We start from the raw sequence: 23,480 nt of genomic DNA on the forward strand, positions 1-23,480 counted from the left end.
GCCCGGCCGGGGCCGGGCTCCCGCACCCGCCTCCAGGCCTCGCCGCAGGTGGGCCCACTGACACCGTGGCCTGCGACAGCACCACCGCGCAGCCTGCGCCGAGCCTCTCGGGCGACGCGTCACGGACCCGTCGAGGCTTTCTGATGTTGGTCCGCGGGGAACAGCGCAGGTGGTCGGGGCGAGCGCGCCGGGCGGTCGGGCGGGGGAGGGCGCCGGCCGTGGTGAGGGCCGGGGTTTCCGGCCTGGCGCGTCCCCGGTCGGAGGGCTGGTGCGACTCGCTGTCGAGGGGCGGTGCCGAGTCCCGCGACGCGGTGCGTCCCGGGTCGCGGGCGGACGGCCGATGCGGGGTGCCGTCGGTGGTCGGGGCCGCGTGCCGCAGCCTGGTGTGTCCCCGAGCCGCGTCCTGTGGTCGCGACGACGGGCCTACGGTGGGACGCGCCGAGTCCCCCCGCCCGGCGCGTCCCTCGACCCCGGCCCTCCGTGGGCCGGTCGGGTCATCCGTGCCAGGACCGCCACAGTGCAGCGTAGGCCCCGTCCGCCGCGACCAGATCGTCGTGGCTGCCCAGTTCGCTGATGCGGCCGTTCTCGACGACGGCGATGATGTCCGCGTCATGGGCCGTGTGGAGGCGGTGGGCGATGGCGACGACGGTGCGGCCGTCGAGGACGCGGGCCAGGGACCGTTCGAGGTGCCGGGCCGCGCGCGGGTCGAGCAGCGAGGTCGCCTCGTCCAGGACGAGGGTGTGCGGATCGGCCAGGACCAGCCGGGCGAGGGCGATCTGCTGGGCCTGGGCGGGAGTCAGGGCGAAGCCGCCCGAACCCACCTCGGTGTCCAGCCCGTCCTTGAGCGCGCACGCCCAGCCGTCCGCGTCGACCGCGGTGAGGGCCTCCCACAGCTCGGCGTCGGTGGCCTTGTCCGCCGACGAGCCCGGCGCGTGCCCCTGCGCCGGCACCACTGCACCCGCCCCGAGCCGCGATCGCGGAACAGCGAGCAGCAGGTTGTCGCGCAGGGTGCCCACGAAGACGTGGTGCTCCTGGTTGACGAGGGCCACATGGGACCGGACCCGTTCCGCGGGCATCCGGGACAGCTCGGCGCCGCCCAGGGTGATGCGGCCGGACCGGGGCGCGTAGATGCCGGCGAGGAGGCGGCCCAGCGTGGACTTGCCCGCGCCGGAGGGTCCGACGAGGGCCAGCCGGGTGCCGGGGGCGACCGAGAGGGACACCTCGCGCAGGACGTCCACGCCCTCGCGGTAGCCGAAGTGCACCTGGTCGGCGTGCACGTCCCGCCCCTCCGGCGCCACGGCGGCGTCACCCGCCTCGGGCTCGATGTCCCGCACGCCGACGAGCCGGGCGAGGGACACCTGGGCCACCTGGAGCTCGTCGTACCAGCGCAGGATGAGGCCCACCGGGTCGACCAGCATCTGCGCGATGAGGGCGCCGGTCGTGAGCTGGCCGACGCCGATCCAGCCCTGAAGGACGAACACTCCGCCGAACATGAGCACGGAGCCCAGCACCGTCACATGCGTGATGTCGACGACCGGGATCAGCACCGACCGCAGCCACAACGTGTAGCGCTCCCAGCTCGTCCACTCCTTGATGCGCTGGTCGGACAGGGCGACCCGGCGTTCGCCCAGCCGGTGCGCCTCGATGGTGTGCCCGGCGTCCACGGTCTCGGCGAGCGCGGCGGCCACGGCGGCGTACCCGGCGGCCTCCGAGCGGTAGGCGGCGGGCGCCCGCTTGAAGTACCAGCGGCATCCGACGACCAGCAGCGGCACGGCGACCAGCACGGCGGCGCCGAGCGGCGGGGCCGTGACGACGAGCCCGCCCAGCAGCAGCGCCGCCCAGACCAGGCTGATCGCCAGCTGGGGGACGGCCTCGCGCATGGCGTTGGCGAGCCGGTCGATGTCGGTGGTGATCCGGGACAGCAGGTCACCGGTTCCGGCCCGCTCCAGGACACCAGGAGGCAGGCCGACCGACCGCACCAGGAAGTCCTCGCGCAGGTCGGCCAGCATCCGCTCGCCCAGCATCGCCCCGCGCAGCCGCACCTCGCGCACGAAGACGGCCTGCAGGAGCAGGGCGGCCACGAACAATGTGGCTGTCAGCCCGAGATGCAGCTCGCGGGCCTCGTCCGAGACCCGTTCCACCAGGTCGCCGAGGAGATAGGGCCCGACCATCGAGGTGACCACGGCGACGGTGTTGACGCCGATGAGCAGCAGAAAGGCGCGGCGATGCCGCTGGAACAGTTCCTTCACATACGCGCGTACGGTCGCCGGGGCACCGACGGGGAGCGTGCTCGCCGTTGTCGGGGCCGCCGGGTCGTACGCCGGTGGCGCCACGCCGATCATGCCGTCTCCTCGATCTCTTCCAGGGCGTCGGTCTCTTCCAGCGCGTCGGTGTCGTCCAGGGCGGCGTCCGTCAGAGCGGCGTCCGCCCGGGAGTGCGAGTCCGCGGCATCGTCCTCGGTGTCGCGAGTGACCACCGCCCGGTACCGGGGCTCCGCGTGCACGAGTTCGCGGTGCAGGCCCACCGCGACGACCTCGCCGTCGTGGACCAGGACGACGCGGTCGGCCCGGTCCAGCAGCAGAGGGGAGGAGGTGAAGACCACCGTGGTGCGCCCGTCGCGCAGTTCCCGCAGCCCCTGCGCGATCCGCGCCTCGGTGTGCGAGTCGACGGCGGAGGTCGGCTCGTCCAGGACCAGCACCTCGGGGTCGGTCACCAGGGACCGGGCGAGGGCGAGGCGCTGGCGCTGGCCGCCGGACAGCGAGCGCCCGCGCTCGGTGATGCGGGCGTCCATCGGGTCCTCGGCGTCCAGCGAGCCCTGCGCGAGCGCGGCCAGCACGTCCTCGCACTGTGCCGCGGACAGCGCGTCGCGCGCGTCGACGTCACCGGAGGCGGGTACGTCCAGCAGCTCACGCAGGGTGCCGGACAGCAGCACGGGGTCCTTGTCCTGCACGAGCACGGCCGTGCGCGCGCCGGCTAGTGGCAGGTCGTCCAGCGGCACCCCGCCCAGCAGTACCGAGGTGCCCGGCTCGCTCGGGTGCCCGCCCAGCCGTTCCGCGAGCCGGCCCGCCGCGTCCGGGTCGCCGCACACGACGGCGGTGAGCCGCCCTGCCGGTGCGAGGAGGCCGGTCGTCGGGTCGTACAGATCGCCGGTCGGCGCCTTACCCGCGAGGGATCCGCCGCTGTCGGTGGCGCGTTCCAGGGACAGCACACGGGCGGCCCGGCGCGCGGAGGGGCGGGAGAAGGAGTAGGCCATCGCGATTTCCTCGAAGTGCCGCAACGGGTACGTGAGGATCAGGACGGAGCTGTAGACGGTGACGAGTTGACCGACTGTGATCCGGCCCTCGCGGGCCAGGTGGACGCCGTAGCAGACGACGACGATCAGCAGCAGCCCGGGCAGCAGGACCTGGATCGCCCCGATGAGCGACCACATACGGGCGCTGCGGACGGCGGCGTGGCGCACCTCCTGGGAGGCACGGCGGTAGCGGTCGAGGAACAGTTCCTCGCCGCCGATGCCGCGCAGTACGCGCAGGCCCGCCACGGTGTCGGAGGCCAGCTCGGTGGCGCGCCCGGCCTTCTCGCGCTGCTGGTCGGCCCGCCGGGTGGCCCGCGGCAGCAGCGGCAGCACCGCCAGGGCCAGGACGGGCAGTCCGACGGCGACGACGACGCCCAGCGCCGGCTGGTAGACGACGAGTCCGACGCAGACCACCACGACCGTCAGCGCGGCGGCCGTGAACCGGGACATCGCCTCCACGAACCAGCCGATCTTCTCCACGTCGCCCGTGGACACGGCCACCACTTCTCCGGCGGCCACCCGTCGGGTGAGTGCCGAACCGAGTTCGGCGGCCTTGCGGGCCAGGAGTTGCTGGACGCGTGCGGCGGCGGTGATCCAGTTGGTGACGGCGGCGCGGTGCAGGGCGGTGGAGCCGATCGTGTTGCCCGCGCAGGCAAGCGCCATCAGTGCGCCGGCGGCAGCCAGGCGGGCGCCGGACCGGTCGACCACCGCCTCCACGGCAAGGCCGACACAGTAGGGCAGCGTGGAGACGGACAGGAAGTGCAGCAGCCCCCAGGCGAGGGATTTGAGCTGCCCTCCCACCTGGTTCCGGCCGAGCCACCACAGGAATCGGGGCCCGGAGCGTGCATCGGGAACGCCCGGGTCGGGATACGGAAGGTCTTGGATCTGCATGACGTCCCAGTGGCTCGTCTCAGGAGTACGGGACCGCCCACCGGCGGCAACAAACCGTGAAAGGTTCGCGTCCTTGCGTAGTCGATGGCAAGCGCTTTTCCCGATGCCCGTACAGCGTCGGCCACTTGAGGACGCCTTGCGGAACGCCTCATTGCCACAACGCCCGACTCCCCGTAGAACACCGGCATGAGAAACCGGATCATCATGTCCATGCTCACGGGAGCGACCCTCCTGGCGAGCACTCTCCTCGGGGCCGGTCCAGCCCGATCGGCCGACGTCCCCGCCGAGTTCGGCACCGACTGGCACGACCCGGTCGTCGCCGCCCCGCCGGTCACCGAGCCCGCCGGGAAGACCTGCCGAGTGACGCTCGCCGAGGCGCAGTTCCGCGACTTCACGCCGTACAAAGGCAGATACAGCCCGCCCGAGGGCTGCGGCGACCGCTGGAGCAAGGTCGTGCTGCGGCTCGACGGAAAGGTGAAGGGACGGCAGTACGACCGCCTCGGATACGTCCATGTGGGAGGCGTCGAGATCCTGCGGACGTCGACCCCGCAGCCCTCACCCGACGGCATCGAGTGGTCGGTGTCGAAGGACGTCACCCGCTACAGCGACACCTTCCGGGCCGACCGGGACGTGGAGATGCTGATCGGGAACGTCGTCAACGACACCTACACCGGCGTCATCGACGTCAAGGTCACGCTCACGTTCTTCGCGGGAGGCCCCGCGGCCCGCCGCACCCCCGACCAGGTGCTCACCCTCACGGACGGCGCCACCCTCACCGCCCCGCGCAACAGCGAACGCATCCTCGCAGAGGTGTACGCCACCGGATCGGGCGGCGGATGCGAGGAGTACTGGTACCTGACCGTGCCCGGCTCCGCCCCCTACTCCTGCCCGGCCGACGACGGCCCGTACCGCGAGGTGCAGATCCGGGTCGACGGCCAACTCACCGGAATAGCCGCCCCGTTCCCGACGGTGTGGACGGGCGGATGGTCGAATCCCTTCCTCTGGTACGTCGTTCCGGGCCCGCGCGCCTTCGACATCAAGCCGATCGAGTACGACCTGACGCCGTTCGCCGGGCTCCTCAACGACGGCCGCCCGCACCGCGTCGAGGTGTCCGTCGCCGGTGTCCCGGCAGGCCAGAGCGGCTGGAGTACTCCGGTGAACGTCCTGGTCTGGCAGGACGCCGGCCGCACCCACGTCCCCGGCGCGCTCACCTCGACGAAGGTCACCGGCCTGGTGAACGATTCCTCGTACACGCCCGGTTCGGAGCACCGCGTGGACACCGAGGGCGGCCATGCGCTGACCGTCGCCGGATACGTCGACACCTCGCACGGCCGGGTCACGACCACCGTCTCCCGCACGCTGGCCAACACCTCGGTGCACCGCTGGACCGACGGCGAGACGGTCGACGGGCTCGACGCCACCTGGACCGACGCGGAGAGCCGGACCGTCGACGGGCCCGGCCCGTCGCGGACGACCCGTACGCAGCGGACGTACACGATGGACGGCACGACCACCCTCGGCGCCGCCGACCGGCTGCGCACGGTACTGACTCTGGGTGACCGGGCCTCGACCACCGAGACGCGAGGAGGCGTCCGCACCGCCTGGTCACGGCTCGACGACACCTACACGGGCGACGCCACGTACACGATCAACGTGCCGCGTGACCAGCGGCACGCGGTCGGTGCGACGAGCGAGCGCTACCGGCTGTACGGCTCGGCGGGCTGCTACGACCGCACGCTGACGACGGTTCAGGGCGTGCTGACGGAGGACCGCCTGCGCTGCTGAGCGCACGGCATCGCCACTGACGCGGCCGCTCCCGCAGGGGGCGGCCGCAGTGGCGTCCGAAAGGTTTCAGCAGCGTCCCGTCCCGACGCCGCCCATGCCTCCGATGCCCCCCAGGCCCTCCCCGTCGCCGTCGATCAGCGTGTCGAGGAGCCCCAGCAGCACCGTCCGCTCCGCCGTCGTCAGCGGGGCGAGGATCTCCTCCGCGGCCGACCGCCGCGCCTCGCGCAGCTCACGCAGGGCCTCGCGGCCCTCGTCGGTGACCTCGATGCGGATGACCCGGCGGTTGGCCGGGTCGGGCACCCGGCGCACCATGCCGCTCGCCTCCAGACCGTCGACCAGCGTCGTGACCGCACGGGGCACGACCTCGAGGCGCTCGGCGAGGTCGGCCATCCGCGGCGGTGAGCCGAAGTGCGCCAAGGTGCGCAGCAGCCGGGACTGGGCTGGAGTGATGCCCAGGTCACGGTGTTCCAGATGCCGTTTCTGGATGCGGTGCACCCGGCGGGTGAGCCGCAGGAGTTGCTCGGCGAGCAGGCCCTCGGAATCTGGGGTGGTCATGCGGGAACAATATCAGGACCCCATTCATTGTGAGTATAGGTAACAATGAGCTACGATCCGTCGGCCACCGACCCCGTCCCATCCCGTAGGAGCCCATGCACCCCGAACATGACCCCACCTGGATCCCGCCCGCCGACGCGGGCGAGCAACCCCGACAGGTGCGCCGCATCCTGGCGCTCTTCCGCCCCTACCGCGGCCGTCTGGCCGTCGTCGGCCTGCTGGTCGGCGCCGCCTCGCTGGTCTCCGTCGCCACGCCCTTCCTGCTGAAGGCGATCCTCGACGAGGCGATCCCCGAGCGGCGCACCGGCCTGCTCACCCTGCTGGCCCTCGGCATGATCCTCAGTGCCGTGCTGACCAGCGTCTTCGGCGTGCTGCAGACCCTGATCTCCACCACGGTCGGCCAGCGCGTCATGCACGACCTGCGCACCGCCGTCTATGGCCGGCTCCAGCGCATGTCGCTCGCCTTCTTCACGCGCACACGCACCGGCGAGGTGCAGTCCCGCATCGCCAACGACATCGGCGGCATGCAGGCCACCGTCACCTCCACGGCCACCTCCCTGGTCTCCAACCTCACCGGCGTCATAGCCACGATCGCCGCGATGCTCGCGCTGGACTGGCGGCTCACAGTCGTATCGCTCCTGCTGCTGCCGGTGTTCGTGTGGATCAGCCGCAGAGTGGGCAACGAACGCAAGAGGATCACCACCCAGCGCCAGAAGCAGATGGCCGCCATGGCCGCCACCGTCACCGAGTCGCTGTCGGTCAGCGGCATCCTGCTCGGCCGCACCATGGGCCGCGCCGAGTCGCTGACGCAGTCCTTCGCCGAGGAGTCCGAGCGGTTGGTCGAGCTGGAGGTCCGCGCGAACATGGCGGGCCGCTGGCGGATGGCCGTCATCACGATCGTCATGGCCGCCATGCCCGCCGTCATCTACTGGACCGCAGGCCTCGCCCTCCACCTGGGCGGCCCGGACGTGTCGCTGGGCACCATCGTGGCGTTCGTCTCGCTCCAGCAGGGCCTGTTCCGGCCCACGGTCAGCCTGCTCGGCACCGGTGTGCAGATCCAGACCTCGCTCGCGCTCTTCCAGCGCATCTTCGAGTACCTGGACCTGCCGATAGACATCACCGAGCGCGAACGCCCCATACGTCTCGACCGGATCAAGGGCGAGGTCCGCTTCGAGGAGGTCGAGTTCGGCTACGACGCCAAGGACGGCCCCGTCCTCGACGGCATCGACGTCACCGTCCCCGCGGGCGGCAGTCTCGCCGTCGTCGGCCCCACCGGCGCGGGCAAGTCCACGCTCGGCTACCTGGTGCCGCGGCTGTACGACGTGACGGGCGGCCGGGTCATGATCGACGGGGTCGACGTGCGTGACCTCGACTTCGACACGCTCGCCCGCGCGGTCGGCGTCGTCTCGCAGGAGACGTACCTCTTCCACGCCTCGGTCGCCGACAACCTCCGCTTCGCCAAGCCCGACGCCACCGACGACGAGCTGCACGCGGCGGCGAAGGCCGCACAGATCCACGACCACATCGCGGCGCTGCCCGACGGTTACGACACGGTCGTCGGCGAGCGCGGCCATCGCTTCTCCGGCGGGGAGAAGCAGCGCCTCGCCATCGCCCGCACGATCCTGCGCGACCCACCGGTGCTGATCCTCGACGAGGCGACCAGCGCGCTGGACACCCGCACCGAGAGCGCGGTCCAGCAGGCGATCGACGCGCTGTCGGCCGACCGGACCACGCTCACCATCGCGCACCGGCTGTCCACCATTCGGAGTGCCGACCAGATCGTGGTTCTCGACGCCGGCCGAGTGGCCGAACGGGGCACGCACGAGGAGCTGTTGGGGCTCGACGGACGGTATGCGGCCCTGGTGCGAAGAGACGCCCGACTGGAGCCGACAAAATGAAGATATGCCGGGTTTGCGGCGATATGCGGGTTACCGTGCCCACATGCAGACGAACACTCCGCCACGGAGCTCGATCCGGCTGACGCGCCGGGGCCGTATCGTCCTCATCGCGACCGGGGCCGTCGTGGCCGCCACCGCCGTGGCGGTGCCGCTGCTGACCCTGGGCGGCGAGCAGGACGCCAAGCCCACCTCGCTGGTGATCCCCGAGGGCTGGCGCGCCGGCCAGGTCTACGAGGCTGTCGACAAGGCTCTCGAACTGCCGCCGGGCGCCACCAAGAAGTCCCTGGCCAAGGCCAACCTCAGGCTGCCCAACGACGCCGAGGGCAACCCGGAGGGCTACCTGTTCCCGGCGACCTATCCGATCCAGGAGAAGGCGACGCCCGAGTCGCTGCTGGCGTACATGGTCGACACGGCGAACAAGAAGTTCAACGGCGCGCCCATCGCGGCCGGTGCCCAGCGCAACGCGATGAACGTCTACCAGGCCGTCACCATCGCCAGCATCGTCCAGGCCGAGGCCGCCACCAAGGCCGACATGGGCAAGGTGGCCCGGGTGATCTTCAACCGGCTGGAGCGGGGCATGCCGCTGCAGATGGACTCCACCATCAACTACGCGCTCGGCCGCTCGACGCTGCGGACGACGCTGGACGACACCCGGCTGGACAGCCCCTACAACTCCTATCAGCGCATGGGCCTGCCGCCCACGCCGATCACCAACCCCGGCGAGGACGCCCTGCGCGCGGCGATCAGCCCGACGCCGGGCGACTGGCTGTACTTCGTCACCGTCAAGCCCGGCGACACCCGCTTCACGGCCGACTACGCCGAACACCAGCGCAATGTGGCCGAGTTCAACGCCCAGCAGAAGAAGAGCCCGCAGCCCGCACAGTGACCCGGTGGGGCGTCACGCGGCGACCGGGTCCGTGGCCAGCAGCCGTCTGATGTCCCGTACGGCGGCGCGGCCGGCGCGGTTGGCGCCGATCGTGCTGGCGGACGGGCCGTAGCCGACGAGGTGGATGCGGGGATCGGCGACCGCGCGGGTGCCCTCGAGCCGGATGCCGCCGCCCGGCTCGCGCAGCCGCAGCGGGGTGAGGTGGTCGATCGCGGCGCGGAAACCGGTCGCCCACAGGATGACGTCGGCCGCCACCTGCCGGCCGTCGTCCCAGGCGACCCCGTCGGGCGTGATGCGGTCGAACATCGGCTGCCGGTCCAGGACTCCGTCCCGCAGCCCCTGCCGGATCGCGTCGTTCAGCGGCAGTCCGGTCACCGACACCACGCTCCTCGGCGGCAGTCCCTGCCGCACGCGCTCCTCGACGAGGGCGACCGCGGCGCGGCCCGCGTTCTCGTCGAAGGGGCCCTCGCGGAAGACGGGCGGCCGCCGGGTGACCCAGGTGGTCGACGCGGCGTACGGGGCGAGCTCCAGCAGGTGCTGCGTCCCGGAGGCGCCGCCGCCGACCACCACGACGCGCTGTCCGGCGAACTCCTCGGGGCCCGGGTACTGGGCGGTGTGCAACTGGCGTCCGCGGAAGGTCTCCTGGCCGGGATAGCGCGGCCAGAAGGGGCGGTCCCAGGTGCCGGTGGCGTTGATCAGCGCCCGGGTCGCCCAGGTGCCGGCCGAGGTCTCCACCAGCAGCCGCCCGTCCGGGCCCTCGCGGACCGCGCGGACGTCGACGGGACGCCGTACGCGCAGATCGAAGGTCCGCTCATAGGTGGCGAAGTACTCGGAGATCACCTCCGAGGAGGCCCGCTCGGGGTCCGCGCCCGTCAGCTCCATGCCCGGCAGGGCGTGCATGCCGTGCACCTTGCCGTAGGTGAGCGAGGGCCAGCGGAACTGCCAGGCGCCGCCGGGACCGGGGGAGTGGTCGAGGACCACGAAGTCGCGCTCCGGCTCGAAACCGGAGCGGCGCAGGTGATAGGCGCCGGCCAGACCCGCCTGCCCAGCGCCTATGACGACGACCTCGACCTCACTCAAGTTGTTCACGTTTCTACCAACCGCGTGGGTGCGGTAGATCTTCCCGGTAGATCTTCCCGGACGGCCCGCCGACGGCGAGACACCAGCGGGACGCATCCTGAGGCGGCAGCGGCCGTCCATGGGCCAGGATGGAGGGCATGCCAGATGCGTTCACCACCCATGTGCTGCGGGTCTCCTCCGGGTCCAGCGAGCGGATCGTCGACCTCACCGCCGACTGCGAGGCCTTCCTCAGGGAGGCGGCCGACGGCCGTGACGGCCTCCTCAACGTCTTCGTCCCCCACGCCACCGCCGGTGTCGCCATCATCGAGACCGGCTCGGGCAGCGACCACGACCTGCTCGCCGCCCTGCACACCCTGCTCCCCGCCGACGACCGCTGGCAGCACCGCCACGGCAGCCCCGGCCACGGGCGCGACCACGTCCTGCCCGCCATCGTGCCCCCGCACGCGACCCTCCCGGTGATCGGCGGCCGGCTGGAACTCGGCACCTGGCAGTCGGTCTGCCTGGTGGACACCAACAAGGACAACCCGGACCGTCAGGTGCGCCTGTCCTTCCTCGGCTAGTTCCCGTAGCGCGCGGCGCACCGGAACGAGCCGTGTCAACTGGGGAACCTGCGGGGCCCTTGGACCGCTGGGGCGTGGAGGGAGTCACCTGGAGCCGAGGCGATGATCGACTGGTGACCCCCGGAGGGCGGGCGTAGCGTCGGACGGGTGGACCAGCGGTGGACGCACCCGTCCGTCCACCGACCCCCCTCGCCTCCGAGGGCGTGATGCGCATGAGCAGCCATCCCCAGCCGACCTCCGCAGCACGCACCGCCACCCCCGAATCGGGTGGCGGCGGCAACGCGATGGCCCTTCTGGTCATCGCGTCCTGTCAGCTGATGGTGGTGCTGGACATCACCATCGTGAACATCGCGCTGCCGGACATCCAGCGCTCCCTGGAGTTCTCCACCACCAGCCTGTCCTGGGTGGTCAACGCCTACACCCTCACCTTCGGCGGCCTGCTGCTGCTCGGCGGCCGGGCCGGCGACATCCTCGGCAGACGGCGCGTGTTCGTTTTCGGCGTGCTGCTGTTCGTGCTCGCCTCCCTGCTCGGCGGCCTCTCCCAGAACGCCGGTCAGCTGCTCGCGGCACGCGCCCTGCAGGGGGTCGGCGGCGCCATCGCGTCCCCCACCTCGCTGGCGCTGATCAGCACGACCTTCCGCGAGGGCCCGGAACGCAACCGGGCGTTCGGCGTGTTCGCCGCGGTCTCCGCGGGCGGCGGCGCGATCGGACTGCTCATGGGCGGCATCCTGGTCGAGTGGCTGGACTGGCGGTGGGTGCTGTTCGTCAACGTGCCCATCGGCCTGCTGATCGTGCTCGCCACACCGCGCTGGATCAAGGAGTCCGAGCGGCACCCCGGCCACTTCGACATCGCGGGCGCACTCACCTCCACCGCCGGCATGGTGCTGCTGGTGTACGGCTTCATCCGGGCCGCGCAGGACGGCTGGCGGGACGCCTACACGCTGGCGTCGTTCGGCGCGGCCGTAGTCGTGCTGGCGGCGTTCGTCCTGATCGAGCGCAGGTCCAGGCAGCCGATCACCCCGCTGCACATGTTCGCCGACCGCAACCGTGCGGGCACGTACGGCATCATGCTGTGCCTGGCCGCGGCGATCTTCGGGATGTTCTTCTTCCTCACGCTGTTCGTGCAGAACGTCCTGGACTTCAGCCCGCTCGCGGCCGGGTTCGCGTTCCTGCCGGTGAGCGCGGTCATCGCCGTCGGCGCCGGACTGGCCTCACGGTTCCTGCCCGTCTACGGCCCCAAGCCCTTCATGGTGATCGGCGCGATCCTGGCCGCCTCCGGCCTCGCCTGGCTGACCCTGACCGATGTGCACTCCACGTACGCCGGCAGCATCCTCGGCCCGATGCTGGTGTTCAGCCTCGGCATGGGCATGGAGTTCGTGTCGCTGACGCTGATGGCACTGTCCAACGTCGCCGTCCGCGAGACCGGCGCGGCGTCCGGGCTGCTCAACGCCACCCAGCAGGTGGGCGGCTCGCTGGGCCTGTCCATCCTGGTCACCATGTTCGGCACGGCCAGCGGCAACGAGGCCGACAAGCAGATCCCGCTGTTCCTGCGGCAGGCCACTCCCGCCGAGCGGCTGCGCTTCGAGAAGACGGGCCAGCTGCCGCCGCCGTACGCCGACGAGATCCTGACCGCCGGCGTGTCCAGCGCGTTCATCGTGGCGGCGATCTTCACCGCGCTCGCCGCGGTGATCGCGGTTCTCGTCATCCAGGTACGCTCCTCCGATCTGGAGCGCCTCCAGGGCGGCGGACTGGGACCCGGCCCCGGCTGAATCCGGAGCCGGGGTGCCGAGGTGCCGCGAACGAGGGGGCGCTGTCAGGAGAACAGCAGCTTCCAGGTCAGGGGCCCGGGGAAACCGTCGGCGTCGCCGCGCAGTTCCGGGCGGGACTTCTGGAAATCGCGCACATTGAGCCGGTCGGCCTCGCCCCAGGTCCGGCCCGGGCCGACCTTGTAGTGGTCGCCGAAGCCGCGCTTGACCAGCTGCTTGCCGAGCTTCAGGACGTGGTCGTTGATCGCGCCCTCGCCGAAGAACTTGCGGCCCGGGAACGCCGGGATCTTCGGCCGGCTCGGCGCCGGCTGGGCCGGCGGTTCGTCCAGGTCCAGGTCCGCCCTGGCGCGCCGCAGGATGTCGGTGAAGTCGATCGCGCCGGGGTCGCCGTGCTCGTTCTCGGGGACGTGCATATGGCCGCACACTCCCGAGAACTTGCTCCACTTCGAGGCGCTCATGCGCTGCTTGTGGCCGTTGCCGAACGAGTCGGGGTAGGCCGGCCACGCCTTGGGTCCGGCGAGGGGCACGCCGTGCTCCTCGTGCATCCAGGACAGGAACCGCGCGACGCCTTCGAGCGCCCATTCCGGGGCCTCGGGCCAGAAGATGTGCTCCTGTCCCGCCTTCTTCCACTTGCGGTGCGTCTTGGGGTCGCAGGTGCCGACCAGCTCGACCTGGCAGACGTTGAGCGTGTTCGTCTCGACGCCGCCCTTGAGGTTCTGCAGCGCCCGGGAGGAGACCTCGACGTCGAAGTGCTGGAACCAGCGCAGCCGCTTCGCGCCGAAGTCGGGCACCGCGGTGAGGTTCGGAGCGGAGCCGCCGCCGCCGTAGCCCGGCAGGGTCGGGCCCTCGGTGGTGTGCAGGACGACGACGTTGACCTCCATCGGGTCGCCGGGGAAGTCGTCCTGGTACCAGTTCGCGCGGCTGGAGCCGGGGTACCGCTGGGGGCCGGTTTTCACGCTCATGCGCAGCCTTTCCGAGTCATGAGGTTCCCGGGGGCCTGGTGCGGCCCGGGGCATGCCTGATGATGTCTCAGTTGGCTGGCCACATGCTGAAGTTGACGGAACACGACACGTTTCGTGCATGCTTCGTGACAATTTGGACCGAGCGGGGACGAAGCGGATGCCCGGCCCCCCGGGCCCCCGGGCCCCCGGGCCCCCGGGCCCCCGGGCCGCCGGGCCGCCGGCCCCCCGGCCCCCGGGCCGCTGGAGTCAGGAGAAGCGGCTGCTCGGCACCGGGCCGCTGGATCGCAGGGCCGTGCGCTCGCCGCGCAGCCAGGTGGCGCGCATCGCCGTGGCGAATGCGGCGAACGCCTCGTCGGGGTCGTCCGGTGTCTCGCCGTCGCCCTCGTCGGGGGCGGGGTCGGCGGACAGGATCTCCTCGGCGATCCTCGCCGCGGGGCGCTCGTCGGCCGGCTCCCGACCCACTTCGCCGTCCTCGCCGACCCTCAGCCGCTCGCCCCAGGGCGCGACGGCCGACTGGTGCAGCAGCGCCACGCTGTCCGCGGTGACCGTGGGGGCGTCCGTCCAGCAGCTCGCGTGCTCGTGCAGCACCTGACCGGCGGCACGCTCGTGCAGCTGCCCCAGCAGTTCCGGGCCGTCGGGCGTGTCGAGTAGCCCGTTCAGGTCGTAGGCGACCACGACGGTGTCCTCGCGGCCGGGTACGAAGGGCTCCGCCGGGAGGCCGAGCAGGCCGGCCGCCGCGCGGCCGAGGATCTCGCTGTCGCGGTCGGGCAGCAGGGACACGGACCGCGGCCGCAGCTCGGCGGCCTCCAGCACCGTCCTGAGGCGCAGCAGCCCGCGCAGGCACAGCTCGGGCGTGTCCTGGAGCCAGGCGAACCGGCCGTTCATCCCGGCCCCGAAACCGTACGGAGAGATTGTGCCGAGGATGCTCCCGCCGATCACGTACTGCCATCCGCGCAGGTCGAACAGGTCCAGCGGGGTCGTCGGCGCGGCGGCCGCGGCGCGCTCCAGCATCCGGGTCTGCCGCTGCCGCGCGGGCAGCCACTGGGGGTCCTCGGGGTCGGCGAGCAGCGCGTGCTGTCGGCGGGCCAGCTCCAGGTCGCCCGCCATCAGCGCGTTGTACACGAGCAGGTAGCGGTCCGGCCATGGCGGGAGCGAGGCGTCGTACCGGCCGAGCAGCTCGACCGCCTCCCCGTGCCGGCCCTCCCGCTCGTACGCCGAGACCAGCTCGCGCACCACACCGAGCGCGTCCGGGTGGGTGCGCAGCACCTCGCGCAGTGCGGGGACCGCCAGGTAGGACACGCCGCGCTCGACGCAGGCGTACCCGAAGCCGTACAGCGCCTTGGCGTCCTCCGGCCGGGCGGCGAGCGCCTCCGCGGCCTGCCGCAGGTCGTCGAAACCGGCCCCCTCCGCGGCCCGCGCCGCCACCAGCGCGACCTCGCCCAGCGGCAGGGTGTCGGTGGCGGAGCGCAGCCGTCGCAGGGCGCCGGTTATGTCACCGGAGTCCAGCAGTTCCCAGGCCTCGAGGACGACGGGGGACTTCGGGCGGCGGCGATTCCTGCGGGAGAACATGGCGGTGATCATCACCGAGGGCGCCGCACGCCCTCAACCGGATTTCCCGCCCGAGGCGTCAGTGCTGCTGCTGCGCGCGCTCCGCGTCACGCTTCTTCAGCCGCGCCGCCTCCTTGCGGACCTCCGCCTGCGTGGCCCGCTCCTTCTGCAGCCACTCGGGCATCTCGGCCTTCAGCGCCTCGATCTGCTCGGTGGTGAGCGCCTCGGTGACGCCGCCCCGGGCCAGACCCGCGATGGACACACCGAGCTTCGCCGCGACCACGGGGCGCGGGTGCGGACCGTTCTGCCGCAGCTCGCTCAGCCACGCGGGCGGGTTCGCCTGCATCTCGTTCAGCTCGGCGCGCGTGACGACCCCCTCCTGGAACTCGGCGGGGGTGGCGGGCAGGTACACACCCAGCTTCTTCGCCGCGGTGGCGGGCTTCATCGTCTGGGCGGTCTGGTGCGACTTCATGCAGACCAGACTATCCGCCGGGTGCGGGGCCGCCGACCACAGCGCTCTCCGCTGGGCGCGGGGCCGCGGGCTGCAGCGGGGTTCGCTGGGCCGGTCTGCCGACCGCCGTGCTGCTCGCCGGGTGTGCGGGCAGGGCCCGGAGTGATGGTCGCCGGGTGCGCGACCGCGACCACACCGCTGCCCGCCGAGCGCGCGCCCGCAGGCCGCAGCGCTGCCTGCCGAGCGCGGAGCTGCCGACCACAACGCTGCCCGCCGAGCGCGGAGCTGCCGACCACAGAGCTGCGCTTAAGGCGCGCGCCCGGCGGGACGGCCCTGTCGGCCGGGTCAGGCCCCCACCAAAGAGCCGTCCGCCGGACGCGCGACCCCGGTCACAACCCAGCCCGCCAAGCCGGGGCGGCCAGCCGCAGCGCTGCCCGCCAAACCCAAGCGCGCCCACGCCAGCCCTGTCCGCCGAGCCCAAGCTCGCCACCGCAGCGCTGCCCGCCAAGCCGGCCCACCCGCCACAGGGATGTCCACCGGACGCGACCGCTGATCACAGCCCTGCCTACCGAGCATGTCCGCCGGCCACAACCCAGTCCGCCGAGCCCAGCCCCGTATGCGACAACCCCGCCCGCCAATCCCCAGCCCGCCCACCAACGCCTCGCCCGTCACACCCAAGCCCGCCCACCCCACCGCCCGCCGGTGCAGGCCGGCCAACCCGTACCCGGTAACCTGGCGGAGTGACAGGCCCCGAAACACCCCCCTCGTTCCGGCTCGCGTACGTCTCTGGGGCCACGCCCGGAAAGTGGGTGCGGATCTGGGCGGAACGCCTGCCTGACGTCCCGCTCGTGTTGCTGCCCGTGGCTGCGGCGGAGGCACCCGAGGTATTGCGGGCCGGGGAGGCGGACGCGGGTGTTGTGCGGCTGCCCGTGGACCGTACGGTCTTCAGCGCGATTCCTCTCTACACCGAGACGTCGGTCGTGGTCGTGCCCAAGGACCACCTGCTGACCGCGGCCGAGGAGGTGGCGGTCGAGGACCTCGCGGACGATGTGGTGTTCCATCCGCTGGACGACGTACTCGGCTGGGAGCGGCTGCCGGGCAAGCCGGCCATCGAGCGGCCCGCGACGACCGCGGACGCGATCGAGCTGGTAGCGGCGGGGGTCGGTGTTCTGGTCGTGCCGCAGTCGCTGGCGCGGCTGCATCACCGCAAGGACCTCACTTACCGCACGGTGACCGACGCGCCGCAGTCGAGCGTCGCCCTGTGCTGGCCGGAGGACGCGCACAGCGACTTGGTCGAGGACTTCATCGGCATCGTGCGTGGCCGCACGGTCAACAGCACGCGCGGACGGCAGCGGCCGGCCGAGGAGCAGGAGCGCAAGCAGAAGCCGGCGGCCGCTTCCGCCGCCCGCCGCAAGCCCGCTCCCGCGAAGGGCGGCCGCCCCCGCACGGGAAGTGCGAAGGGCGGCGGCAAGGGCGGCGCGGGCCGGGGCAAGCCGCGCCGCCGCTCCTAGAAAGGCGTCAGCGAAGGGCGTCAGGGAAGGGCGTCAGCGTCGATACGACGCCGCCTCGGCCGTCCGTACGACCGTGTCCGCGTCGCCCCGCGACAGCAGCCCGGCCGCGACCCAGGCGTCGGCCGTCGCCCGAACGCGTGTGACCAGCGCGCTCTTGTTCACGAAGGGCGCGCCCGCCCAGATCTCGTCGAGCAGGGTCGTGCCGTCGGCCTTCGCCGGGTTGGCCACGCCGGAGTCGATGCCGCCGAACACCACGCGTGGCTCCGAGCGCCGGAAGTAGGCGTGGGTGGGGTCCTCGGTGCCCTCCAGGAAGGGGGCGATCTCCCGGCCGTCCAGCGTGAAGTGCAGGGGCTTGCCGGTCACGGGGGAGAGCGAGGGCAGCAGATCGCCCGAGAGGGCGGCGTTGCGGTACAGGCCCAGCTGAAGATGTGTGGTCGCCGGGTCGCGGGCGACCAGGTTGACCGGGCCGAGGAACAGGGTCTGCAGCGACGGGTCGTCCAGGGCCTTCTCCACCCGCAGCCGGAAGGGGAAGGAGACCCGCACGAGGTCGCCCGAGCGCCAGGTGCGGGACACCGGGAAATAGGAGCCGGGCCGCGGAGTGCCGCTCACGGCACGGCCGTTGACCGTCACCCGGAAGCCCGCGGTCGCCCAGGACGGCACGCGCAGCAGCAGCGTGAAGGTGCCGCCGCCGCGGACGGTGAGCGTGCTGCCCTGCTCGAAGGGGAAGTCGGTGGTCTGCGTGACGGTGACACCGCGCTCGGCCCAGGCGACGGAGGCGGGGCTGTAGAGGTTGACGTACAGGGCGCTGCCGTCGGCCCGTTGGAAGTACACCGAGTCCTGGTACTTGGTGGCGCTCTCCATGCCCGTGCCCTCGCAGCAGGTCGTGCCCTGCTTGGGCGTGTAGTCGCGCACATGCCCGGGCGTCAGCCCGATGAAGTAGGTGACGAGCGGCTTCTCCGCGTCGGGCCGGTCCTGCTTGGAGCCGAGGACCTGGTTGAACAGGGCGCGTTCGTAGTAGTCCATGTACGCCGGGTCCTGCTCGTGGAAGAACAGCGTCCGGCTCAGCTTCAGCATGTTGTACGCGCAGCACGTCTCGGCCGTCGTCGCGGACAGCGTGCCCGCGACGGCGTCCCGTGCCCGCCAGAACTCGCCGGTGCTGGTGCCTCCGATGCCGTACATGCGGTGCGGTACGACCATGCGCCAGAAGTTCCTCGCCGCCGTGAGGTAGCGCTCCTCGCCGGTCGCGTCGTACAGCCGCAGGTAGCCGGTGAAGATCGGGATGTGCTGGTTGGCGTGCAGTCCGTCGAGGATGTCGGTGCCCGCCGCGCAGGCGTCGATGAGCCGGTCGAGGTCGAACAGCCGGGCCAGCGCGAGGTGTTCGGGCTTGCCGGTGAGCGCGTGCAGGTCGCAGATCGCCTCCACGATGCCGCCGAACTCGCCACTGGAGAACAGCCCCCACATCCGTTGGAGCGTGGCCTCGGGCAGCCGTGACAGCCGGAAGTGCATCCAGTCGCCCATCCCGGACGCCAGGTCGAGGGCCCGGGTGTCGCCGGTGGCCAGGTGCGCGTCGAGCAGGCCTCGCAGGATCTTGTGCGCGGTGTAGTACGGCGCCCACACGCGCGTGTAGTCGCTCGCGGTCATCGACTCCAGCGCGATGAACTGCGTCTCCGGGTACGCCGCCAGGAACCCGGGGTGGCTGGGCCCGCCCCAGGTGCGCCGCAGCGTGGCGGTCAGGCCGCGCCCCGAGGCGTCCGCGAAGGTGGAGCCGGTCGTCTCGGTGAAGGCGTAGGAGGCGAGGTCGCCGTGTCCGGGGCTGCTCTGCAGCGCGGTCACCTCGGCCGGGGTCAGCGCCCGGGACCATATGTCGAACCCGCCGAAGGCCCCGGCGAGGACCGGGTCCGCGGGGTAGTGGGACCGGCCGAGCCAGTGGTGGGCGAGGGTGCCGAGGGCGGCCGGGGTGAGGGTCATGGCCGTGTTCGTCGCCACGGCCGTGCCGTTGACGTAGAGCGTCCCGGTGCCGCCCGCGAGGGTCACCGCGAGATGGCTCCACCGGTTCAGGGGCAGCGCGGCGGTGCCGTCGAGGCCCTGCTCGGCGCCGGGGCCGTCGGTGGTGACGGCGAAGCGCGGTACGCCGCTCGCGTTGCGCGCGGTGAGGTACAGATACCGGGTGGTGTCGTCGCCGAAGTCGAGGACACGTGCCCAACCGGCCTCGTGCGTGGGCTTGATCCAGGCCGCCAGCGTGATCTCGGCCGCGCCGCCGAGGACTTGGGCGGGCAGGTCGACGTACTGGTACGACCCGCGCACGTTCTCCGCGGCGGCGCCGAACCTCCCCTCCACGCTCAGCACTTGAGGATCGGTCCGCAGCGCCTCGCGCACCTCGGTCAGGGCCGTGACGATCGTGCCGATCCGGTCGGCGAAGACCTGCTCGCCGGTCCCCGCGTACGCCTGGGACAGCATGGTGAGGAAGTGGCCCGTGTAGTGGCCGCGCAGGTTGCCGTTGGCCTCCCCGTCCAGTCCCTCCCAGCCGCCGGGGGCGACCGCGCCCAGCGTGGACAGGCCCGCGTTGGCGCGGAAGACCTGGAGCAGCCGGTTCACGTCGTACCCACGGGCGTGGTCGAGCATCAGCGCCCGCTTGGCGGCGAGCACGCCGTCCCCGAGTGCCACGTCCTTCAGTGCGAACGGCCGTACCGTCCAGGCCGGTGGCGCGGGAAGCGCGGCCGCGGCCGCTCGACCGGCCGCCGCCGTGGCGATTCCGGGGGTGGTCGCGGCGAGCAGTGCGCCGCCGATCAGGGTGCGTCGGGACAGGGGCGGGGCCATGTACTCCTCCACGTTGTTCGATATGGCGAACGCTGTACGGGTAATCGACCAGACGCTAGAGGTGTGGGGAAAAGGCGTCAACGGTACTGACGGGTTCGGCAGTTGCGGCCGGGGCCGGTACTGTCACCCCCATGGGGGATACGACGACCGACCTGGAACTCGACGCGTACCGCGCCGAACTCACCGGCTACTGCTACCGGATGCTCGGCTCGGCCTTCGAGGCCGAGGACGCCGTGCAGGAGGCGCTGCTGCGGGCCTGGAAGAACGGCGACCGCTTCGAACAGCGCTCGTCGGTGCGGACCTGGCTCTACCGCATCACCACCAACGTCTGTCTGGACGCCCTCGCCGCCCGTGGCCGGCGCGCCCTGCCGATGGACCTCACCGAACCGGCCGTAGGTGCCACGTCACCGGGTGCGCCGCTCGACGCCGCCATGTGGATCGAGCCGTGCCCGTACGGGGACCCCGCGCAGTCTGCCGCCGCCGACGAGTCCGTACGCCTCGCCTTCGTCGCCGCGCTGCAGCACCTCCCGCCCAAGCAGCGCGCCACGCTTCTGCTGCGCGAGGTGATGGGCTTCTCCGCCCAGGAGGTCGCCGAGCTGCACGAGTGCAGCGTGGCCTCGGTCAACAGCGCGCTCCAGCGGGCCCGTGCCACCCTCGCCGCACGCCGCGCATCGGGTGGGGAGGCCGCTGCTGAGCCGTCCGGCACCGTCCGTTCGGTCCTCGCCCGGCGCTATGCCGCCGCCTTCTCCCGCTTCGACATGGAGGAGCTCGGCATGCTGCTCCACGTCGACGCCACGCTGTCCCTCCCGCCGTACACCGTGTGGATGCGCGGCGCCTCCGACATCCGGGCCTGGCTGAGCGGGCCGGCGGTCGGCTGCCGGGGGTCGCGCCTGGTGCCGGTCGAGGCGAACGGCTCGCCGGCCTTCGGGCAGTACCGGCCCGCGGGCGCGACCTACGAGCCGTGGGCGCTCCAGGTCCTCGACGTGCGCGGCGACCGGGTCGCCGCGATCCACGCCTTCCGGGACACCGAGCGGCTGTTCCCGCTGTTCGGTCTGCCGGAGAGCATCCCGGCCTAGGGCTGCCTCGCGCCCTGCCGATCCTCCCGGCGTCGCCGCCCGGCCGATTCTTCCCGGCCTAGGACTGCCGCGCCGCCCGGCCCGTTCTCCTGGCCTAGGACTGCCGCGCCGCGCGGCCGATCGACTCGACCAGGGGCAGCAGTCGGTGCGGGACGCGTTCGCGCAGGGCGACCTCGGTGCGGGTGCGGACCACACCGGGCAGGCTGATCAGCTTCTGGATGACGTCCTCCAGATGCGCGTTGTCGCGGGCCACCACGCGGGTGAGCAGATCGCCCCCACCCGTGATGGAGAACGCCTCGACGATCTCCGGCACGGACGCCAGCGCGTCGCCCACGTCGTCGAGGTGCCCCTGGGTCACCTCGATGTGCACGAACGCCAGCACCGGATGACCGAGCGCGGCGGGGGAGAGGGCGGGACTCGTGCCGGTGATCACACCGTCCCGCTCCAGCCGGTCCAGGCGGGCCTGGAGCGTGCCGCGGGCCACGCCGAGGATGCGGGCGTACTCGCGGACGCTGGTGCGGGGCTGCTCCAGGAGCAGCCGCAGAATGCGGGTGTCCAGTTCGTCCACGGCCATGGCGCACGGCCTCCTCGTCGCTTGTTGATCTTCATCGACTGTACCAATGGCCCATCGCCGCGCGACCCGGCTGGACCACGGCCGGTGGTCCGTTGGCCCTCCTCTGGTCGACCTGCAGCATTTACGACTGTGCCATTGGCCCACCGATGGTGAGTCGACTTGAGCCACTGGCGGCCGGGATGCTGTCATGGAGACGTCGATGGCGCTGCGGATCCCGCGGCGCCTTTTTCATGCCGGTCGGTACGAGGGGGCGGTAGCCAGTGCTGAAGAGGGTGTTCGTGGCAGCGGACCCGGGGCGGACGCGACTGCGTTTCGCCACGCGGGCCGTCCTCGGCGTCGGGCTCGCCGTGGTCGTCTGCGGACTGGCGGGGCACTCCCTCGTCGGCGCCGTCATCGGTGGTCTCGCCGCGCTCCTCGCCCTGTTCACCGTCACCGACACCACCGTCCGCGGTCAGGCGGTCACCACCGCCCTGCTGCCCGCCGTCGGCCTGCCGGTGCTCGCCCTCGCGGCCGAGCTGCACGACCGTCCCGTCGCCCGTGACCTCGCTTTCCTGGCCGTCGTCGGGGTCGGCGTGTACGCCCGTCGCTGGGGGCCGCGCGGCCACAGCCTCGGCGTGTTCGCGTTCATGACGTACTTCATCGCCCAGTTCCTGCGCGCCACCCCGGACCGGCTGCCCGAGCTGTACGCCGCCGTCCTGCTGTCGGTGGTGGCCGCGGCCGCGGTGCGCTTCGGGCTGTGGTGCTACGAGCGCCGGCTGCCTCCGCCGCCCGCGGTCGCCCCGCCGGGCGGCACCGGGCTGGCCCGCATCACCACGCGGCAGGCCGTACAGGCCACCGCGGGCGCGGGCTTCGCGCTCGTCGTCGGGCAGCTGGTGTCCGGGCAGCGCTGGTACTGGGCCGTCGGCGCCACTTGGTGGATCTTCGTCAACACCACCTCACGCGGCGAGACCCTGGTCCGCGGCTTCCGCCGCGTCCTGGGCACGGTGATCGGCATCGGCCTCGGCCTGCTCGTCGCCGTCCCCGTGGCGGGCGAGCCCGTGGCCACCTGCGTGCTCCTGGCCGCCTGTGTCTTCGGCATCTTCTACACGGCCGCCGTGTCCTACACCTGGATGATGCTCTGCGTGACGCTGCTCGCGTCCCTCCTCTACGGCCTGCTGGACCTGCTCGACCCCGCCCTGCTCGCGCTGCGGCTGGCCGAGACGGGCGTGGGTGCGCTCGGCGCGGTCCTGGCCGTGCTGTTCGTCCTGCCCGTCACCACCCACGCCGTCACGGACGCCTGGATCCAGCGCGCCCTGACCTGCGTACGGGCCGCCACCACCGAGGCCGCCGCACGGATGGCCGGCGTTCCGGACGCCGACCCGGCGCCGCGCGTGGCCGAACTCGAGCAACTGCTGGGCCGGGTACGGCTCGCCGTAGCGCCCCTCGTCCACCCGCTGAACCCGATGCTCGTCCGCAAGCGGCGCGCCCGCCAGGTGCTGGCCCTGCTCGACGCCTGCGCCCGCGAGATCCGCGGCCTGGTCGCCGTCGCCGCCGACCCCGAGGCCTCCCACGACGCCCGCCTGGCCACCGCCTGCCACCGCGTCGAGGCCTCCGTCCAGGCCCTGATCGACAGCCCGGCCGGCAAGGGCCCCCGCCCGCCCGAGCCCGGCCCGGCCCCGCTCGTCCACCCGCCGGTCGCCGAGCCCGCCCTCGCCCACCTCCACGGCCTCGAACGCGCCCTCTCCGAACTGGCGACCCCGCTGCGGACCCCTTCGGGCTCGCCGCTCGTGGGGGCGTGAGCAGGTCCGCAGCGTCGCGTCGTGGGTGTCCCACGCTGCGGTAGGTCGTC

General features: G+C 72.4%; 17 protein-coding genes. 8 read left to right on the plus strand and 9 right to left on the minus strand.

All coding sequences use genetic code 11. From position 1 onward, the window contains the following. Positions 1 to 494: 494 nt before the first annotated feature. Positions 495 to 2,342, minus strand: a complete 1,848-nt coding sequence (locus RKD23_RS32880; protein WP_424856994.1) for an ABC transporter ATP-binding protein — start codon at positions 2,340 to 2,342, stop codon at positions 495 to 497. Further along, complete coding sequence (locus tag RKD23_RS32885) at positions 2,339 to 4,183, minus strand: ABC transporter transmembrane domain-containing protein (protein ID WP_424856995.1); 1,845 nt, start codon at positions 4,181 to 4,183, stop codon at positions 2,339 to 2,341. The genes RKD23_RS32880 and RKD23_RS32885 overlap by 4 nt, the downstream gene beginning before the upstream one ends. 186 nt (positions 4,184 to 4,369) lie before the next feature. Between RKD23_RS32885 and RKD23_RS32890 the strand changes: the two genes are divergently transcribed. After that, on the plus strand, positions 4,370 to 5,968 hold the full coding sequence (locus tag RKD23_RS32890; protein WP_424856996.1) for a peptide-N4-asparagine amidase: 1,599 nt from the start codon (positions 4,370 to 4,372) through the stop codon (positions 5,966 to 5,968). Positions 5,969 to 6,034: 66 nt separating this feature from the next. Here the strand turns inward: RKD23_RS32890 and RKD23_RS32895 are convergent, their stop codons facing one another. After that, positions 6,035 to 6,523 (minus strand): MarR family winged helix-turn-helix transcriptional regulator, encoded by a 489-nt coding sequence (locus tag RKD23_RS32895; protein ID WP_424856997.1) that lies wholly within the window; start codon positions 6,521 to 6,523, stop codon positions 6,035 to 6,037. 95 nt (positions 6,524 to 6,618) lie between these two features. Between RKD23_RS32895 and RKD23_RS32900 the strand changes: the two genes are divergently transcribed. Continuing rightward, on the plus strand, positions 6,619 to 8,421 hold the full coding sequence (locus tag RKD23_RS32900; RefSeq protein ID WP_424856998.1) for an ABC transporter ATP-binding protein: 1,803 nt from the start codon (positions 6,619 to 6,621) through the stop codon (positions 8,419 to 8,421). Between the two features lie 43 nt (positions 8,422 to 8,464). Next, positions 8,465 to 9,307, plus strand: coding sequence for an endolytic transglycosylase MltG (gene mltG / locus RKD23_RS32905; protein ID WP_424856999.1), 843 nt, complete (start codon positions 8,465 to 8,467; stop codon positions 9,305 to 9,307). Positions 9,308 to 9,319: 12 nt separating this feature from the next. Here the strand turns inward: mltG and RKD23_RS32910 are convergent, their stop codons facing one another. Further along, complete coding sequence (locus RKD23_RS32910; protein ID WP_424857000.1) at positions 9,320 to 10,396, minus strand: NAD(P)-binding domain-containing protein; 1,077 nt, start codon at positions 10,394 to 10,396, stop codon at positions 9,320 to 9,322. Positions 10,397 to 10,524: 128 nt separating this feature from the next. Between RKD23_RS32910 and RKD23_RS32915 the strand changes: the two genes are divergently transcribed. Beyond that, entirely contained in the window at positions 10,525 to 10,947 is a 423-nt protein-coding gene (locus RKD23_RS32915; RefSeq protein WP_424857001.1) for a secondary thiamine-phosphate synthase enzyme YjbQ, read from the plus strand. A 212-nt stretch (positions 10,948 to 11,159) separates the two neighbouring features. Continuing rightward, positions 11,160 to 12,716: an MFS transporter gene (locus tag RKD23_RS32920; protein ID WP_424857002.1), complete on the plus strand. Its 1,557-nt coding sequence runs from the start codon at positions 11,160 to 11,162 to the stop codon at positions 12,714 to 12,716. A 44-nt stretch (positions 12,717 to 12,760) separates the two neighbouring features. Here RKD23_RS32920 and RKD23_RS32925 read toward each other — a convergent pair whose 3' ends face one another. The 3 genes from RKD23_RS32925 to RKD23_RS32935 all read right to left on the minus strand — a co-directional run bounded on the left by RKD23_RS32925 (position 12,761) and on the right by RKD23_RS32935 (position 15,695). Further along, positions 12,761 to 13,675 (minus strand): peptidoglycan-binding protein, encoded by a 915-nt coding sequence (locus tag RKD23_RS32925; protein ID WP_424857003.1) that lies wholly within the window; start codon positions 13,673 to 13,675, stop codon positions 12,761 to 12,763. A 246-nt stretch (positions 13,676 to 13,921) separates the two neighbouring features. Continuing rightward, complete coding sequence (locus RKD23_RS32930) at positions 13,922 to 15,244, minus strand: hypothetical protein (protein ID WP_424857004.1); 1,323 nt, start codon at positions 15,242 to 15,244, stop codon at positions 13,922 to 13,924. Between the two features lie 58 nt (positions 15,245 to 15,302). Further along, on the minus strand, positions 15,303 to 15,695 hold the full coding sequence (locus RKD23_RS32935; protein ID WP_404039448.1) for a DUF5997 family protein: 393 nt from the start codon (positions 15,693 to 15,695) through the stop codon (positions 15,303 to 15,305). A gap of 719 nt (positions 15,696 to 16,414) precedes the next feature. Between RKD23_RS32935 and RKD23_RS32940 the strand changes: the two genes are divergently transcribed. Beyond that, entirely contained in the window at positions 16,415 to 17,185 is a 771-nt protein-coding gene (locus tag RKD23_RS32940; RefSeq protein ID WP_424857005.1) for a LysR substrate-binding domain-containing protein, read from the plus strand. Between the two features lie 33 nt (positions 17,186 to 17,218). On the opposite strand, the gene RKD23_RS32945 is transcribed toward RKD23_RS32940, so the two are convergent. Further along, complete coding sequence (locus RKD23_RS32945; RefSeq protein WP_424857006.1) at positions 17,219 to 20,002, minus strand: beta-L-arabinofuranosidase domain-containing protein; 2,784 nt, start codon at positions 20,000 to 20,002, stop codon at positions 17,219 to 17,221. Positions 20,003 to 20,133: 131 nt separating this feature from the next. Between RKD23_RS32945 and RKD23_RS32950 the strand changes: the two genes are divergently transcribed. Continuing rightward, positions 20,134 to 21,078, plus strand: a complete 945-nt coding sequence (locus tag RKD23_RS32950) for a sigma-70 family RNA polymerase sigma factor (protein ID WP_424857007.1) — start codon at positions 20,134 to 20,136, stop codon at positions 21,076 to 21,078. Positions 21,079 to 21,172: 94 nt separating this feature from the next. Here the strand turns inward: RKD23_RS32950 and RKD23_RS32955 are convergent, their stop codons facing one another. Next, positions 21,173 to 21,652, minus strand: a complete 480-nt coding sequence (locus tag RKD23_RS32955; protein WP_404039439.1) for an Lrp/AsnC family transcriptional regulator — start codon at positions 21,650 to 21,652, stop codon at positions 21,173 to 21,175. Positions 21,653 to 21,912: 260 nt separating this feature from the next. On the opposite strand from RKD23_RS32955, the gene RKD23_RS32960 reads away from it, so the two are divergent. Further along, positions 21,913 to 23,430 (plus strand): FUSC family protein, encoded by a 1,518-nt coding sequence (locus RKD23_RS32960; protein ID WP_424857008.1) that lies wholly within the window; start codon positions 21,913 to 21,915, stop codon positions 23,428 to 23,430. Positions 23,431 to 23,480: the final 50 nt, after the last annotated feature.

This window comes from Streptomyces sp. SAI-170, from assembly GCF_049739565.1.
Lineage (GTDB): Bacteria > Actinomycetota > Actinomycetes > Streptomycetales > Streptomycetaceae > Streptomyces.